This is a genomic window from Streptacidiphilus alkalitolerans, assembly GCF_042511045.1.
Lineage (GTDB): Bacteria > Actinomycetota > Actinomycetes > Streptomycetales > Streptomycetaceae > Streptacidiphilus > Streptacidiphilus alkalitolerans.
In genome coordinates, this window is the sequence record NZ_JBHEZX010000005.1 from 1 (window position 1) to 14,939 (window position 14,939).

The 14,939-nt window shown below is 74.3% G+C and carries 9 protein-coding genes and 1 rRNA gene; 4 read left to right on the top strand and 6 right to left on the bottom strand.

Annotated features, from left to right (window positions below; all coding sequences use genetic code 11):
* From ACEZDG_RS12160 to ACEZDG_RS12170, 3 genes are all read right to left on the bottom strand, one after another.
* Window positions 1–116, bottom strand: a 16S ribosomal RNA gene (locus ACEZDG_RS12160); the annotation flags it as partial.
* A gap of 509 nt (window positions 117–625) precedes the next feature.
* The gene (locus ACEZDG_RS12165; protein WP_380508494.1) at window positions 626–2,368 is read right to left on the bottom strand and encodes an ATP-binding SpoIIE family protein phosphatase; all 1,743 of its coding nucleotides are present in this window, start codon (window positions 2,366–2,368) and stop codon (window positions 626–628) included.
* A 512-nt stretch (window positions 2,369–2,880) separates the two neighbouring features.
* Entirely contained in the window at window positions 2,881–4,221 is a 1,341-nt protein-coding gene (locus ACEZDG_RS12170) for an NAD(P)/FAD-dependent oxidoreductase (RefSeq protein WP_380506957.1), read from the bottom strand.
* Window positions 4,222–4,699: 478 nt separating this feature from the next.
* On the opposite strand from ACEZDG_RS12170, the gene ACEZDG_RS12175 reads away from it, so the two are divergent.
* Both ACEZDG_RS12175 and ACEZDG_RS12180 read left to right on the top strand, forming a co-directional pair.
* Window positions 4,700–5,413: a TetR family transcriptional regulator gene (locus ACEZDG_RS12175; RefSeq protein WP_380506960.1), complete on the top strand. Its 714-nt coding sequence runs from the start codon at window positions 4,700–4,702 to the stop codon at window positions 5,411–5,413.
* Window positions 5,414–5,567: 154 nt separating this feature from the next.
* Window positions 5,568–7,583 (top strand): sigma-70 family RNA polymerase sigma factor, encoded by a 2,016-nt coding sequence (locus ACEZDG_RS12180; protein ID WP_380506963.1) that lies wholly within the window; start codon window positions 5,568–5,570, stop codon window positions 7,581–7,583.
* Window positions 7,584–7,614: 31 nt separating this feature from the next.
* On the opposite strand, the gene ACEZDG_RS12185 is transcribed toward ACEZDG_RS12180, so the two are convergent.
* The 3 genes from ACEZDG_RS12185 to ACEZDG_RS12195 are packed head-to-tail and all read right to left on the bottom strand — an operon-like array spanning window position 7,615 to window position 11,345.
* The gene (locus tag ACEZDG_RS12185; protein ID WP_380506966.1) at window positions 7,615–8,307 is read right to left on the bottom strand and encodes a DsbA family oxidoreductase; all 693 of its coding nucleotides are present in this window, start codon (window positions 8,305–8,307) and stop codon (window positions 7,615–7,617) included.
* A 27-nt stretch (window positions 8,308–8,334) separates the two neighbouring features.
* A complete protein-coding gene (locus ACEZDG_RS12190) occupies window positions 8,335–8,862 on the bottom strand; it encodes a universal stress protein (RefSeq protein ID WP_380506969.1) in 528 nt (175 codons plus the stop codon).
* 35 nt (window positions 8,863–8,897) lie between these two features.
* The gene (locus ACEZDG_RS12195) at window positions 8,898–11,345 is read right to left on the bottom strand and encodes an asparagine synthase-related protein (RefSeq protein WP_380506972.1); all 2,448 of its coding nucleotides are present in this window, start codon (window positions 11,343–11,345) and stop codon (window positions 8,898–8,900) included.
* A 578-nt stretch (window positions 11,346–11,923) separates the two neighbouring features.
* On the opposite strand from ACEZDG_RS12195, the gene ACEZDG_RS12200 reads away from it, so the two are divergent.
* Both ACEZDG_RS12200 and lhgO read left to right on the top strand, forming a co-directional pair.
* On the top strand, window positions 11,924–13,438 hold the full coding sequence (locus tag ACEZDG_RS12200; protein WP_380506974.1) for a hypothetical protein: 1,515 nt from the start codon (window positions 11,924–11,926) through the stop codon (window positions 13,436–13,438).
* A 101-nt stretch (window positions 13,439–13,539) separates the two neighbouring features.
* Window positions 13,540–14,736: an L-2-hydroxyglutarate oxidase gene (gene lhgO, locus ACEZDG_RS12205; RefSeq protein ID WP_380506976.1), complete on the top strand. Its 1,197-nt coding sequence runs from the start codon at window positions 13,540–13,542 to the stop codon at window positions 14,734–14,736.
* Window positions 14,737–14,939: the final 203 nt, after the last annotated feature.

Genomic DNA, 14,939 nt, shown 5'->3' on the forward strand with positions numbered 1-14,939 from the left:
CACGTGTTACTCACCCGTTCGCCACTGATCCACCCCGAAGGGCTTCACCGTTCGACTTGCATGTGTTAAGCACGCCGCCAGCGTTCGTCCTGAGCCAGGATCAAACTCTCCGTGAATGTCATCGGGTAATCCCGAATAGCACCCGCGTTGAGCGGCACAGCAGCCAGCGGAATAGCCGACCCTGTGCACTGCGTCCTCGCTAGTGTTTACTACTCTATTTTTTCCCAAAGGAACCACGTCCAACCACCACAAAAGCGGCTGGTCGGGGTATCAACATTTGGCGTTGACTTTTGGCACGCTGTTGAGTTCTCAAGGAACGGACACTTCCTTCAGGCGGCTCTCACACCGACCCTCCGGGCGCTTCGTTCTGTTTCAAAGCTTAGCAGACCGTTTTGGCTCTGCTTTCCGTCTTCCCGGGCTCGTTTCCGGCCCGTTCCGACGAGTGAAACTCTAGCGGAATTCCTCGGTCCGAGCCAATTCCGCTATTCCTTCGAAAAGACCGCATGCCAAAGAACAGCCCTGCGATTCTTTCGGTGGAGTGGCTGCCCAGGACCGGCCGCGCTCAGCGCGTTCGGGGCTCCTGTTCAGGCAGCTCGACGTACATTAGGCGGCTGCCTGGGCGATGTCAAACCGATTGCTGACGAGTCGTCTGACGTGCTGCGGGGAGCAGGAAGTCGCACCAGACGGCCTTGCCGCCGTCCGGTGTGCGGCGGGTTCCCCAGCTGCTGGCGATAGTGGCGACGATGGCGATACCGCGGCCGGTCTCGTCGGCCGGCTCGGCGCGGCGGCGGCGCGGGAGGTGGTCGTCGGCGTCGGTGACTTCGATGGTGAGCCGACGGTCGGTACGGCGCAGCCGGAGGTGCATCGGCGGGTGGCCGTGGGTGAAGGAGTTGGAGACCAGTTCGCTCACCGCGAGGACACCGAGGTCGAGCAGTTCCTCTCCCAGTCGCCAGCTCGACAGCACCCCGGTGGTGAACGCCCGTGCGCTGGAGACCGCTTCGGCTCCGCCGAGCAGGTCCAGTGACGCGCTGCGGAAGAGCTCGGCGGTGTCCGGGTCGTGGTCCGGCAGTTGGAAGACCAGCGCGGCGACGTCGTCGTCGTGGTCGGGGGTGACGCCCATGGCGCGCAGCAGCCGGGAGCAGATGACGTCCGGCATGCCGGTGGCGCCGGCGAAGGTGCGGGCCAGCCCGTCGAGACCCTCGTCGATGTCCTGGCCCCGGCGTTCGACCAGTCCGTCGGTGTAGAGGACGCCGGTGGCCCCGGTGCCGAAGGCCAGTGTCGCGGAGGTGTGCAGGTAGCCGCCGGTGCCGAGCGGGGGGCCGCAGGGTTCCTCGGGGCGGGTGACCGAGCCGTCGGTCTCACGGATCATCATCGGCAGGTGGCCGGCCGAGGAGTAGGTGATGCGCTGCTCGCTCGGGTCGTACACGGCGTAGACGCAGGTGGCGATGAGGGTGGCGTCGATCTCGGAGGCCAGTCCGTCCAGCAGTTGCAGTACCTCGTGCGGGGGCAGGTCGAGCCGGGCGTAGGCGCGGACCGCCGTGCGCAGTTGGCCCATGACGGCGGCGGCGCGCATGCCGCGGCCCATCACGTCGCCGATGACCAGGGCGGTGCGTCCACCGCCGAGCGTGATCACGTCGTACCAGTCACCGCCGACGGCGGCGTCGGCGCCGCCGGGCTGGTAGGTGGCGGCGACGCGGAGGTCGTCGGGCTGTTCGAGCTTCTGCGGGAGCAGGCTGCGCTGCAGGGTGACGGCGGCCTCGCGGTGCCGGCGTTCGCTCTCCCTGAGCCGCTCGGTGACCTGGACCTGGTCGGTGACCTCGGCGCCGAAGACCAGCACGCCGCAGACGTCGGCGGCGTTGGTGCTGCGGCGGAGCGCGCCGAAGGCGCTGCGCGGGCTGGTGGTGATCCGTCCCTGCTGGTGCTGGTGGGTCGCGGCGAGGGCGGTGATCTGCTGGCCGAGGTCCTCGCTCTCGCGGACCGGTGCACAGACGAAGGTGTAGTAGCGGGGACGCTCGGCGGCGGACCCGGCGCCCGCGGAACCCGAGCCGGTGCCAGTACCTGAGGAGCCGGAAGCCGGACCGGAGCCCGACTCCGAGCCGCCTCCGCCGACGCCCGCGGCAGAGCTGTGGGAACTGTTGAACGACGAGTGGGTGACCTTGCGCGCCTTGACGGTACGGGGCCGCCCGGTGCGGAACGCCTGGTCCATCAGCGGCAGCAGGCCGAGCTCTTCGAGTTCGGGCATCACCTGGTGCGCGGGCACTCCGGTGGGCCTCGGTCCGAAGACCTCGGTGTAGGCGCGGTTGAGGTAACCGAGGCGGTGACCGGGGCCGTAGCTGACGGCGACCAGTGCGGGCAGGTGTCCGAGCACGTCCTGGACGGTGGGCTGCTGGTCGGCCCTGCCCTCCTTGCCGCCACCGGCACCACCACCTCCGGCGGACGGCGTTCCGGCGGCCGGGGCGTGGGCGTCGAGCAGTTCCCGGGCCGTGGGGAGCAGCGCCTCGCCGCTGACCGCGCCATCGGCGGGCCGCGTCACCTGGGGTGACGTCGAGGCTCGTCGTTGTCCTCCGGGGAGCCGGACGCTCCAACGCGTGAGATTCACAGGACCTTTCCTGTACAAGTGTTCAGCAGGGTCCAGCCTGGATGTTCATCCTGACGGGTGCTCGGTCGGCGGACGGCCCGGCCGTGGGGCTCGGGACGTTCGGACCAGTGTGGCTGATGTCCCCGGCGAGCGACATCATGCCTGGCCACTCTCAGGAGATACCCATCTCGGGCACCTCCCTGCTCGTGCTCCTCCTCCCCTTCCTCCCCCTCGGCTCGCTACCCCCCTTCCGCCCCCTCCCTATGCCGCCCCAGCCGTCCCTCCCGTCCTCGCTACCGTCCTCACTCCCGGTCCTGCTCCATCACCATCTCGAAGCCGGCCCGCGGCTGCTCCAGGGCGCCCATCGACACGATCTCCCGCTTGAGCACCCCGGCCAGGAACCAGTCGGCGAGCACCCGGGCCTTGCGGTCCAGCGTCGGCACCCGGCGCAGGTGCACCGCGCGGTGCAGCAGCCAGGCCGACCGGCCGTGCAGGGCCCGGCCGCGGAGTTGGGCGACACCCTTGTGCAGCCCGAGGGAGGTGAGCGAGCCCTTGAGCTCGTGCCGGTACTCGGTCAGCGGCTCGCCCCTCAGCTGCGCGACGATGTTGTCGGCGAGGACCCGGGCCTGCCGGACCGCGTGCTGGGCGTTGGGCGCGCAGCACTCCCCGACCCGGGCCAGGTCCGGTACGGCGGCGCCGTCGCCGGCCGCCCAGATGCCGTCCTGGCCGAGCACCCGCAGGGTGGCGTCGCAGCGGAGCCGTCCCTGCGCGTCGCAGGGCAGCCGGGTCTGGCGCAGCACCGGGCTGGCCCGGACCCCGGCCGTCCAGACCAGGGTGCGGGCGGCGAAGCGGCTGCCGTCGGAGAGGGTGACCACGCCGTCGGCGACGGATTCCAGCCTGGTGCCGAGCCTGACCTCGATGTTGCGACCGCGCAGTTCGGCGGTGGTGCGCAGGCCGACGTCCGGCTCGGTCTCGGGCAGGATCCGCTTCCCGGCCTCGACCAGCACCCAGTGCATGTCCTCGGCGTCGACGCCGGGGTAGTGCTTGGCCGCGTAGCGGGCCATGTCCTCGAGTTCGGCGAGCGCGCCGGTGCCGGCGTAGCCGCCGCCGACGAAGACGAAGGTCAGTGCGGCCTCGCGGAGCGCGGCGTCACGGGTCGAGGAGGCCAGGTCGAGCTGCGCCAGGACGTGGTTGCGCAGCGAGACGGCCTCTTCCACGCTGTGGAAGCCGATGCCGTGCTCGGCCAGACCCGGGACCGGCAGTATCCGCGGGATCGCACCCGGTGCCAGGACCAGTAGGTCGTAAGGGAGTTGGAGGTCCCGCTCGGTGTGCCCGTGCACCGGCGCGGGGACGGTCACGGTGGCCGTGCGGGTGGCCGGGTCGAGGCCGCTCAGCCGTCCGAGCACCACCTGGGCGCGCGGCAGTACCCGGCGGAGCGGGACGACGACATGCCGGGGGTCGACCGCGCCGGCCGCCGCCTCGGCCAGCAGCGGCTGGTAGGTCATGTACGACTTGGGGTCGACGAGGGTGAGTTCGGCCTCGCCGGGGCGCAGCCGCTGCTGCAGCCGCAGGGCGGTGTAGAGGCCGACATGGCCCCCGCCGACGAGCAGGATCCGCGGGGGTGTCTCTGGTGGGGTGGTCACCGGTGTCACCGGTCCATTTCGCACCTTCGACGGCCGCTTGTACATAGTGCGCGCTTGAATCCGGTGAGACGGGTGCGCAGAGGGTGGTGATTTCAGGACCGGTATGGAATGGGTGGTACACCCCGTAATGTCCGCAACCAGATCCGTTCTTCTGCCCATATGCCCTACGTTGCGCCCCTGTTGTGCCGGGCCCTGAGCGGAGGCGGAGCTACCCAATCCTTGGGAAGGCCCCTGTTCGGTCCGATCTGCTCTCAACTATGGTCGTGGAGTCTGTGCGCCGGTGACCGGCTCACTACATCGTGTGCGGGTAGGGGGGCACCGCGGAGGTCGGGGTGCCCACGGGGGGAGGACGAACATCATGGTTCAGCAGGAACATACAGTTCCGCACGCATCGGAGCGTTCGATTCCGGAGCAGCGGAACGGAAGGCCGGGAATCGCGGCGGGGAGTTCGGGAAGCGGGGGCGGCGGCGTGGGCGGCATGGGCAGCGTGAGCGGCTCGGGTGCCGGTGCGGCTGCGGGCGGCCGACTTCGGGTGGACGCCCGGCGCAACCTGGAGAGTGTGCTCCGGGCGGCTCGCGAGGTCTTCGGCGAACTCGGCTACGGGGCGCCGATGGAGGAGGTCGCCCGGCGGGCCGGGGTCGGCGTCGGCACGGTGTACCGCCGCTTCCCCAGCAAAGAGGTGCTGGTCCGCCGGATCGCCGCGGAGGAGGTCAGCTGGCTCACCGCGCAGGCGTGGGAGTCGCTGAACGGCGAACCGGAGCCCTGGGACGCGCTGGCCGGGTACCTCACCCGGGCGGTGGCCACCGGCGCGGGCCGGCTGCTTCCCCCGGAGGCGTTCCGGCACGCCGAGCGGATGGAGCGGATCCCGGTGCAGCGCGCGGCCGGTAACGTCCCCTCACTCGAGGTGGCGGCGCCGCCGACCGGGGAGGGCGGCGGGGACGCGGACCCGGCGCGGCTGCTGGAGCTGCTGGCGCAGCTGGTCGAGCGGGCCCGGTCGGCCGGCGAACTGCGGCCCGGGGTGACCGTGTCGGACGTGGTGCTGGTGCTGACGGCGTCGGTTCCCTCGTACACCTCGCCCGTCGCGGCGGGCGGCGAGGCCGGTGCGGCGGGGACGGCCGACGTCCGGGAGACCGGTCTCGGATCGTCGACCCGGCTGCTGCGGATTCTGCTGGACGGCCTGCGGGCCGGCTAGGAGGACCCGCGCAGGAGAGCCCGCTGGTCCCGCGTACGAGAGTCGCACGCGGGACCAGTTCGGCGCTCCACGGACGAGTGGTCCGTTGTCGAACCGGGTGTGCGGCGATGATCCCCGTGGCATGGTGTGGCCGTGGATGGACACGGGGGCTGCCATGCGTGTTGACGGCCAGGACGACGATCGGGGCGCGGACCGCCCGGAGACAGGGGTCGCCCCCGAGGCGGGGGCCGTCCCCGAGGCACGTGACGCCCCGGCGGCGGAGACCGTCGCCGAACCGCTGCCGCACATCCCGGCGCAGGGCCCCCGGCACCGCGCCGGCCCGAGGCCCGTATCCGGCGCAGGGCCGGAGACCGTTCCCGTCAACACCACCGACACCACCGACGTCACGAACGCCACGGTCCCGGCCCCCGGCGGCCCGGTGGACGACGAGGAGCTGCCGGCCTCCGACACCGCGCTCACCGCCGCGGTCCGGGCCGGGGACGACTCCGCGTTCGAGGAGCTGTACCGACGGCACGCGGACGCCGTCCGCCGCTACGCCCGTACCTGCTGCCGGGACGCCTTCACCGCGGAGGACCTGGCTGGCGAGGTGTTCGCACGCACCCTGCAGGCCCTGCGGGCAGGCAAGGGGCCCGAGTTCGCGGTCCGCGCCTATTTGCTGACGGCCGTCCGCAATATCGCCGCGACCTGGAGCCGCAGCGACCGGCGCGAGCAACTCGTGGACGACTTCACCCTGTTCGCGGCGACCTCGGCCGTGGTCGCCGACGTCAGTACCACCGATCCCGGCGCGGACGCCTGGGCGATGGCGGGCGTCGACCACTCGCTGGTGCTGCGCGCGTTCAGCAAGCTCGAACCCTCCGACCAGGTGCTGCTCTGGCACACCGAGGTGCAGCAGGAGCCGCCGCGCGAGGTCGCCGCGATCATCGGCAAGACCGCCAACGCCACGGCGGTGCAGGCGCACCGGGCCAGGGACCGGCTCGCCACCGAGTTCCTGCAGGCGCACATCTCCGACTCGCAGCAGACCGCCTGCGAGGAGCACGCCCGCAAGCTGGGGGCGTTCGCCCGCGGTTCGCTCGGCAAGCGGGCGTCCGGGGACATCCGCGAGCACATGCAGGAGTGCGACCGCTGCTCGGCGGCGTACCTGGAGCTGGTGGACCTCAACCACAGCCTGCGCGAGCTGCTCCCGACGGGTGTGCTGGTGTGGATCGGTTCGGGGTACTTCACGGTGCTGGCCGCGGGTGCGGCCGGGGCCGCCGGGCTCGGCGTCGGTGTGGGCGTGGCCGCGAGCGGGACGGCGGCCGGCGGCACCGCGGCCGGGGCGGCCGCCGGCGGCAGCGGCGGTGGCGCGGCCGGCGGTGCGGCGGCGAGCGAGGGCCTCGGGCTCCCGGCGAAGGCCGGGATCGCCGCGGTGGTGACCGTGGTGGCGGTGGCCGGGGTGGTCTTCGCCCTCAGCGGCAGCGAGCACAAGCCGCCACCGCCCAAGCCGCAGGCGGCGAAGGTGGTCCCCAGCCCGGCCTCGATCGTGCCGCCCCCGCCGCCCGCGCCCTCGGCGGCGCCCGTCCCGCCGCCCCCGGCGCCGGTGGTCCACCCGAAGCCGCGGCCCACGGTGCGGCACACCCCGGCGCCGAAGCCCACCGTGCGGCACACTCCCGCGCCCAAGCCGAAACCGACGCCGACACCCCCCAAGCCCACGCCGACACCGCCCCCGCCGCCGCCCGCCCCGGCCGACTACTACGTGGACGCGCTGCCCTACAGCGGGGTCGGCTCACCGACCGGGCCCAGCCTGGACGGGAGCGTCTCCAGCTGGGTCTGGCAGCGCAGCCGCGGCGTCCGGGTCGGCGGGCAGAGCTACGGGCGCGGGATCACGGTGCACGCGCCGTCCTCGGTCACCGTCCAACTCAACCGTCAGTGCCGGGAGTTCGACGCCGAGGCAGGCATCGACGACATGACCCTGGGCTTCGGCGCGGCCCGCTTCACGGTGCTGGACGCGACGACCGGGCGCACCCTGTGGCGCTCCGGCGTGGTGCGCGGCGGTGAGCCCGCCGTCCCGGTCAGCGTGCCGCTGACCGGTGTGACGGCGATCCGGCTGGTGGCGACGCCCGCGCGGGACGGGCTGTTCGGCGCGGCCGTGAACGTCGCGGACTGGGCCAACGCCCGGTTCAGCTGCAGCTGAGGGCTGCCCGCTCGACCGGCACCGAACCGGGTCAGACGGCGCAGCTGCCGTCGGCGCAGGCCTCTCCGTCACCGTGGGCCGCCGCATGGGCGCCGACGCTGCCCTCGGCCGCGGCCTGTTCCAGGGCGCGGAGGAAGGTGGAGCTCTCCTGGGCCCCCTGCACCGCCCAGGTGTCGTCGATGACGAAGGTCGGCACCGAGGTGATGCCGATGGCACGGGCCTCGTCCAGCTCGGCGGTCACCTCGGCCGCGCCCTCGTTCGAGGCGAGGTAGGCGGCGACCCGGTCCCGGTCCAGGCCCGCCGCGACGGCGATGCCGGTCAGCGCCTCGTGGTCGCCGATGTCGACCCCGTCGCTGAAGTGGGCGGCGAGCAGCCGCTCCTTGAGGTCGTGCTGGACCGGGAGCCCGTACTCGACGGCGGCGAGCCGCAGCAGCCGGTGGCCGTCGAAGGTGTTGGCGTGCAGCGCGGCGTCGAAGTCGTAGCGGATGCCCTCGGCCGCGCCCAGCGCGGCGACCCGGTCGTCCATGGCGCGGGACTGCGGCCCGTAGCGCTCGGCCAGCCAGGCCCGGTGCGGGGTGGCCTCGGCCGGGGCGTCGGGGACCAGCTGGTACGGCCGGTAGACCACCTCGACCGGGTGCGGGAAGGCCGCCAGCGCTCGCTCGAAGCGACGCTTGCCGATGTAGCACCACGGGCAGGCGATGTCGCTGAACACTTCGATCTTCACGGCGGACGGCTCCTTTTGTCTGTTTGGTCAGGTGATGTCAACCGGTGCCTCGATCGGAGTATTCCGGGCCGGCACCAGCAGCACCGGGCAGGCCGCGTGGTGCACCAGCGCGGAGGCCACCGAGCCGAGCAGCAGTCGGCGGAAGCCGCCGTTGCCACGGGCGCCGACGACCAGGGTGTGGTGCCGGGCCGAGGCTTCCAGCAGGGTGTCGATCGGGTTGCCGAGCAGGGCGAACAGCGCGGGCATCGGGGCGCCCGGGTGCCGCGGGGCGACTCCGGCGATGGCCCGCTCGGTGACCTCGCACATGCCCCGGAGCAGCCGCTCCGCGCTCTCCTCGGCCAGCTCGGCCACCCCGGGGGCGAATCCGGCCGGGGAGGGGTTGACCGCGGACAGCACGTGCAGCGGCAGGGAGAGCGCGGCGGCCTCGGTGAAGGCCCGGTCGAGCGCCCAGAGCGACCCGTCCGAGCCGTCCACGCCGACGACGATGCCGGGCGGTGCGGTGGTGAACGGATGCGGTGCCGGCGTCGAGGAGGGTGAGGGGGGCGCGGTGGGCATGGCACCCATGGTTGGGCTTGCCGGGCACCCCGCGGCTACGGCACGCCGATCGGGTCCCGCCCGGCCTCCCGGCCGCCGTCGTACCCCTGCTGCCGCCGCTGCCCCGGCCCCGGCTCGCGCAACGGCTCGCGGACGGGCTCGCGCCCCGGCTCGGACGCAGGTTCGCGCACCGGCTCGCGCACCGGCTCGGGACCCGGCTCGCGGGCGCCGATCGCGCGCCGTTCGGCCAGCGGCAGGCCGGTCCAGCAGGAGCCCTGGCGGGCGTGCAGGCGGCGCAGCCACAGCTCGGTGGAGACCACCGCGGCGAGCCCGTCCAGCGGCACCGGACGGTTGCCCGCGGCGGCATGGAGGGCGCGGCGGAACACCCGGGCGTCGAGCAGGCCGAGGTCGGCCAGCAGCGGGGCGGCGAACATCCGGTCCAGTGCGGCCAGCGAGTGCCGCAGCCCGGCCCGGACGCTCGCGGCGGCGGCATAGGGGTCGGGCGGGGTGGCGGTGCCCCAGTCGGCGGGGAGCGCGGTGATCCCGGCGCCGGCCAGCACGCTGCGCAGGATCGCGTGCCGGGAGCCGGGCTGCACCCGGGCCGAGGCCGGGACCAGGTCGCAGGCCCGGACCACCTGGTTGTCGAGGAAGGGGGCGTGCAGCCGCTGCCCGTCCTCGACCACATGGGTGAGCACCCGGAACTCGGCCGCCTGCCGCTGCACCGCGAGCCGGGCCCGGCGCTCGCCGGGGCGCAGGTCGGGAGCGGTGCGCCGGGTCGCCACCCGCAGTCGCACGGCGACCGCCGACAGTGCGTCATCGGTCAGCCAGCGGGCGGCCGGTGAGGGATCGCACCAGGTCAGCGACTGCACCGAGGCGGAGCCCGCGGTGGTCGCGGTCCGCCGCCGACGGGCCATCAGCTGGGCGGCGGTGTCCTCCAGGCCCTCCGCGTAGCTGGTGCGGGCCAGCCGGCGGGCCGCCCGCAGCACGGAGATCGGGGTGCCGAACGCCCCCTGCAGCGGGTGCGCGCCGCTGTCGGCACGGGCCAGGGCGGTGATCGGCCGCAGCAGCGGCATCCGGTGGTGTTCTAGCAGCAGGTCGGCCAGCCGCGCCGGGTGCCCGTCCAGGACCTGCCGTCCGCCGTGCCCGCCGAGGTGGTCGGTGCCCGCCTCGGCCAGGCGGCGGCGGTGCCGGAGCCCGGCGATCAGGGCCGCGCCCGGCTCGTCGGTGAGCGGCCCGGCCAGGTCCGGGTCGAGCAGGTCGGCGTAGGGCAGGGTGTCCGGGCCGCCGGCCACCAGCAGGTGGTCCAGGCGGGTGTCGGCGACGGCCAGGGACTGGGCCCGGACCAGCTCGGCGGTGTGCGCCGGGTCGGGCGCCGCCTGCTCGGTCGCGGCGCTGCTGTCGGTCCAGGTGACCACCAGCAGCGGGTTGTCGGCGGGCCCCGGCGCCGTCCCGCCGCGGGCCCAGGAGCCGCGGACCGCCCCGGTCCTGGCCGGCTCCGTCGCCAGTACCGGGCTGGGCGGGCCGTGGTGCAGCGTGCGGGAGCTGCGCGGGTCGCCCCAGCGCTCGTCCACCGACTGCCGGGGCACCGGCAGGTGGTCCTGGGCCGTTCCGGACGCGGGCGGCAGCGGGCTGCTCGCGGGTCGCGGTATTCCGGCCGCCAGCAGGGTGAGCACGGTGGAGGCGCTGCCGCCGGACAGGTCGGTGCTGATCCGGCTCGGCTGCCCGGTGCCGCCGCGGACCCGGCTGCGGACGGCTTCGAGCAGGCTGCGGGTGACCTCGCCGGTCGCGGTGGCCTCGGCCGTCCCGGCCCGGGTCGGCGGCGGCCCGCCGACACTGGGCTGGTGCGGTTCGTACGACTGCTCCTGAGGCCGCCCGGCGCGGATGCTGAGCGCACGCGCCGGGGCGACCCGGCGCACGCCGGTGAACGCGCTGTGCTCGGCGACGATCTCCGGTGCGTCCGGGACGGCCAGCCTGGCGGCCAGGTAGAGCGGGTCGACCCGGGCCCCGACCAGGTCGGCGAGGGGCAGCCCGGCGGTCGCGTAGGCCGTCCCGCCGCACCAGGGGGTGTGGAACACCGGCCGGACCCCGACCAGGTCGCCGAGCAGGGTGGTCCTGGTGCCCTGCTGGAGCACCACGGTGTAGCTGCCGGGCCAGACGGTGAGGTGGCGCAGCGCCCCGCCGCTGGCCGCGAGCAGCGCGCCGCGCAGCGCGGCGTCACCCGCGCCGCAGCGGCCGACCACGGCGAGCCGGGCCACCGCGCCGTCCACCGCGGCCGGGTCCTCCGGGTCCTCGGGCAGGTCCGGGAAGCCGGTGCGGACGGCGTCGTCGGCGGCGTGGTGCTGCCGGTAGACGCTGACCGTGCGGATCTCCTCCGGCCGCCAGCCGCCGACCGCCCAGAGCGGGTCGGGGCCGGGCCAGATCAGCCGCCCGCCGAGCGGGCGCAGGTCACGCAGTCGGGGCTCGTTGACCGCCGACGCGCCGTTCCACCCCACCAACCACCGCATCGACGCCTCCAGAGGCTCCGAGACGGGCACAGCAGGCTGCTTGTCGCACCGTCAGGGGCTGTCACAGGACATCGTGCCATCAGCGCCCCGGGTCATCCGCAGGGTGCGCGCGATCAATTTCAGAAAATGGCGAAACCGCCCGCCGAAAGGATGCGGAGCGACCGGAAGCATCCGGACCGAAATGGACTGCGCCCGGACCGCCCCCTCCCCGGCCCGGACGCAGTCGCGGTTGAGGCTCCGGGCCCGGAGGGTGTCCGCACACCCCCCGAGCCGGCCCACCACCGCGCGGGGAGTGCGGCAGTGTTCCCCCGACCTGCCCTCCTCGACCGCAGGCCGACCCACATCCGGAATCCAACCCCCGGCCCCCTGCCCCAGGGAGGGAGCACGGCGGGGCGCACGGCCACACGCGGCGGGTGCATGGTTCGGCTCCGGCGCCGAAATAGTGAGAGCGGTATCTCGCCATCCGGAACGCAGCCCCTTAACCCTGGGCAGGCGGGGAACTACTCTGGGTACAAGTGCGGGCGCAGGACCATGGAGACCCGGAGCTGACGGGAACCGGCGGGGAGGTGGCACAGGGCATGACCACCACTGGGCGCGAGCCCAACGAGAGGCTCGGCACGCTGCTGGCGCTCGCCGGCATCAGCAACGCCGGGCTGGCCCGGAGGGTCAACGACCTGGGGGCGCAACGGGGTCTGACCTTCCGTTACGACAAGACCTCGGTGGCGCGCTGGGTCGGCAAGGGCATGGTCCCGCAGGGGGCGGTGCCGCAGCTGATCGCCACCGCGATCGGCGGGAAGCTGGGCCGCAGCGTCCCGCTGGAGGAGATAGGACTGGCCGGAAGCGACCCCGCGCCGGAGATCGGCCTGGCCTTCCCCCGGGACGTCCAGGAGGCGGTCCGGCACGTGACCGAGCTCTGGCGGCTGGACTCCGGCGCGGCGGCCCGGTCCGAGGGCCGGGGCCGCGGCTGGTGGGACAACCTGGCCGGAACCTTCTCGGTGACCGCGTACGCCACCCCGGTGTCGCGCTGGCTGATCACCCCGGTGGACAGCTCGGTCGCCCGCGAGGCCGGCGACCTGCGCGGGGAGGCCCAGCGGATCAGGGCGGTGGCCGCCGACTTCGGCGAGGTCCACGGCGAGGCCGCCCGGGTCCGGGCGGCGGCCGGGGACGGACGGGCCTACCGGGTCGGCCACGCCGACGCGGCGAAGCTGCGGCAGGCGGCCGGCGAGGCGCGGCACTGGGACTCCCGCTACGGGGGCGGCGACTGGCGCTCCTCGATGGTGCCCGAGTGCCTGCGGCAGGACGCGACCCCGCTGCTGCTCGGCTCCTACAGCGACGAGGTGGGCCGCGCCCTGTTCGGCGCGACCGCCGAACTGACCCGGCTGGCCGGGTGGATGGCCTTCGACACCGGCCAGCACGAGGCCGCCCAGCGCTACTACATCCAGGCGCTGCGGCTGGCCCGGGCGGCGGCGGACGTCCCCTTCGGCGGGTACGTCCTGGCCTCGATGAGCCTGCAGGCCACCTACCGGGGTGCGGCCGAGGAGGGGGTGGACCTCGCCCAGGCCGCGATCGAACGCAATCGGGGCCTGGCCACCGCCCGGACCATGAGCTTCTTCCACCTGGTGGAAGCCAGGGCGCACGCCCGCGCCGGGAGCGCGCACGCCTGCGCGCAGGCGCTCGCGGCGGCGGAGAGCCGGCTCGAACGCGCCCGTCCCGGCGACGCCGACCCGCCCTGGATCGACTTCTACTCCTACGACCGGCTCGCCGCGGACGCCGCGGAGTGCTACCGCGACCTCGGCGTGCCGCTGAAGGTCCGTCAGTTCACCGAGCACGCCCTGGCCAGCCCCACCGAGGAGTACGTCCGCTCGCACGGGCTGCGGCTGGTGGTGTCCGCGCTGGCGGAGCTGGACGACGGCGACCTGGACGCGGCGGTGGCCGCCGGGACCCGTGCGGTGGAGGTCGCCGGGCGCATCTCCTCCCAGCGGACCAGGGAGTACGTCCAGGAGATGCTGCGCCGGCTCGAGCACTTCAAGGGCGAGCGGGCCGCGGTGGAGCTCGCCGAACGGGCCCGGCTGGTCCTGGCCGCGCCGGCCTGACCGGCCCGTTCCGCATCCGTTGTGACCAGGCTGGCGTACCCGGTTGTCGTACCCGCGTGGGACGATCCAACCGTCGGTGCGGACGGCGGAAGGAGCGGGGTGTGCGGTACGACTGCGAGGTCGTGGTGGTCGGCGGCGGAATCGTGGGGCTCTCCACCGCGTACGCGCTGAGCCGGGCCGAGCCCGGGGTCTCGGTGATCGTGCTGGAGAAGGAGCCCGCGCTCGCCCGGCACCAGACCGGCCGCAACAGCAATGTGGTGCACAGCGGCCTCTACTACAAGCCCGGCTCGCTCAAGGCCCAGTACGCGGTCGGCGGCGGCCGGGAGCTCGCCGGGTTCTGCCGCGAGCACGGGCTGCCCTACCGGGCCACCGGCAAGCTGGTCGTCGCCACCACCGGCGAGGAGCTGCCGCGGCTGCACGCCCTGGCCCAGCGCGGGCGCGAGCACGGGCTCGCGGTGCGGGAGCTGGGCGCGCTCGGCATCGCCGAGTACGAGCCGCAGGTGCGCGGGGTCGCCGCGCTGCACATCGGCGACACCGGGATCACCGACTACCCGGCGATCGCGCACGCCTACGCCAAGCTCTCCGGCGCGGAGGTGCGCACCGGGGGCGCGGTGACCGCGATCGCGCGCCGGCCGGACGGGGTGACGGTCACCACCGCGCTGGCCGAGGTCCGGGCGAAGGTGCTGGTCAACTGCGCCGGCCTGTACAGCGACCGGATCGCCCGGCTGGCCGGGGACGAGCCCGGGGTCCGGATCATCCCGTTCCGGGGCGAGTACTTCGAACTGTCCGAGCGCACCACCGGGTTGGTGAACGGCCTGGTCTACCCGGTGCCCGACCCGCTGTTCCCGTTCCTCGGCGTCCACCTCACCAAGGACCTGCACGGCGGCGTCCACGTCGGCCCCAACGCCGTCCCCGCGCTCGCCCGCGAGGGCTACCGCTGGGGCGCGGTCAACCCGCGGGAGCTCGCCGGGACGCTCGGCTGGCCCGGCGCGTGGCGCCTGGCGGCGCGGCACTGGCGGGCCGAGGCGGTGGAAGTACGGCGCTCGCTGTCGCTCCGCGCCTTCACCCGCGACGTCCAGCGGCTGCTGCCCGCCGTCACCGAGGGCGACCTGCTGCCGGTCACGGCAGGCGTCCGCGCCCAGGCGGTGAGCCGGGACGGCACCCTCCTCGACGACTTCGCCTTCGCCGAGGCCCCCCGCACCGTCCACGTCCTCAACGCCCCCTCCCCCGCGGCCACCGCCTCCCTCCCCATCGGCCGCGAGGTCGCCACACGAGCCCTAACCGCCCTCGCGCGGTAACCCCCCCGCCTCCGGCCCGGCCCGGCCCGGCGCAACGAGAGTGACCCTCAGCACACCCCGCCCGCTGCGCGGCACAGCTCCGCGCAGCGGGGGTGGGCCCGCCGCAGGCGGGGGCCCCGCGCAGCGGGGGTGGGCCCGCCGCAGGCGGGGGCCCCGCGCAGCGGGGGTGACTCTCAGCACACCCTGCCCGCCGCAGGCGGAGG

Coding starts and splice junctions, on each gene's coding strand:
- ACEZDG_RS12180 (WP_380506963.1), top strand. CDS start 5,568: ATGCGTGTTGACGGCCAGGACGACGATCGGGGCGCGGACCGCCCGGAG.
- ACEZDG_RS12175 (WP_380506960.1), top strand. CDS start 4,700: ATGGGCAGCGTGAGCGGCTCGGGTGCCGGTGCGGCTGCGGGCGGCCGA.
- ACEZDG_RS12190 (WP_380506969.1), bottom strand. CDS start 8,862: ATGCCCACCGCGCCCCCCTCACCCTCCTCGACGCCGGCACCGCATCCG.
- ACEZDG_RS12195 (WP_380506972.1), bottom strand. CDS start 11,345: ATGCGGTGGTTGGTGGGGTGGAACGGCGCGTCGGCGGTCAACGAGCCC.
- ACEZDG_RS12200 (WP_380506974.1), top strand. CDS start 11,924: ATGACCACCACTGGGCGCGAGCCCAACGAGAGGCTCGGCACGCTGCTG.